The organism is Candidatus Symbiopectobacterium sp. (assembly GCF_020054415.1).
GTDB lineage: Bacteria > Pseudomonadota > Gammaproteobacteria > Enterobacterales > Enterobacteriaceae > Symbiopectobacterium.
Map to the genome: position 1 here is coordinate 1 of NZ_JAHWCO010000724.1, position 1,045 is coordinate 1,045.

Here is a 1,045-nt window from a genome sequence, read left to right on the forward strand (position 1 = left end):
GATGTAGTAACGCAACATGGAGCGTCCGCCGGTATAACCCATCGCCTTAATTTCCGCGAGGATGACCTCGCCGTTCCAGAGGTTCTCTGCCAGACGCATGTCGATATAGTCCATGAACGGCCTGAGTTTGGCCATTCTGTAGCGTGTTTTTCTGGCCAGAGGTTCCGGGTATTTCAGGTAGCGTCTGACAGTCAGCTCAGAGCAACCAACCTGAGTGGCAATATCGACAATATACGCACCCTGCTGGCGCATTTGCTTTATCATGTAAAAGTCCTCTCTGCACGATAAAGTTCTGAAAGCCCGCATAGCGCAAGCTCTGCGGTTTTTTTTGTGCCTTAAAGCGCTGGCCTTGCGGGTTATCGCCAGCACCGCACTCAATGAATACGGACTTCCACCCGATGTGATTGAAGCCGCGCTGGCGCACGTGGATAAGAACGAGGTGCGCCACGCCTATAACCGCAGCGACTATCTGGAACAGCACCGTACCTTGATGCAATGGTGGGCTGATTTTGTAAAGGTGGCAGATAGGGGGAGCCTTTTAGAGGGCGACAGCATGTTTGTTCTGTTGAAGCATTAATGAAATGGATTGTGCTTAGCCTTTTCACATAGTGCAGATACTGCGTCACTCGCAATTAGCAAGAGCCTGTTTAAGATTTTGTGTAAATGCCTTTCCTCAGAAGTGACCGTCAAGGCGGTCAACGAACTCGATAATAAAGCGACTCATTACCATACGCCAGTCCTGTAAGGGCATCGTCCATTTCTGTGATGCCGCCTGAATTGCCAGCCATACGACCTTCTTCACCGAGTCATCAGTCGGGAACACCTTGCGTTTCTTGATTGCATGCCGGATCACGCTGTCCAGTGATTCTATAGCGCTCGCCATGTAGATTAACTTGCGAAGTTCCTGCGGTTACGAGAAGAATGTCGACAGGTTGGCCCAGTTTGACTGCCAGCTCCGGCTTATCTGCGGATAGCGGTGATCCCATGTCCCACCGAGCGTCTCCAGCGCCTGAAGCGCGGCCTCTTCGGTTGGAGCCTGATACAC

3 pseudogenes are annotated in these 1,045 nt (G+C 51.7%); 1 reads left to right on the top strand and 2 read right to left on the bottom strand.

Features of this window, described 5'->3' with window-relative positions:
• Positions 1-306, bottom strand: a pseudogene (locus QZ506_RS20825) (IS21 family transposase); the annotation flags it as partial.
• Between the two features lie 43 nt (positions 307-349).
• Between QZ506_RS20825 and QZ506_RS20830 the strand changes: the two are divergent.
• Positions 350-577, top strand: a pseudogene (locus QZ506_RS20830) (integrase); the annotation flags it as partial.
• A gap of 96 nt (positions 578-673) precedes the next feature.
• On the opposite strand, the pseudogene QZ506_RS20835 reads toward QZ506_RS20830, so the two are convergent.
• A pseudogene (locus QZ506_RS20835) lies at positions 674-1,045 on the bottom strand (transposase); the annotation flags it as partial.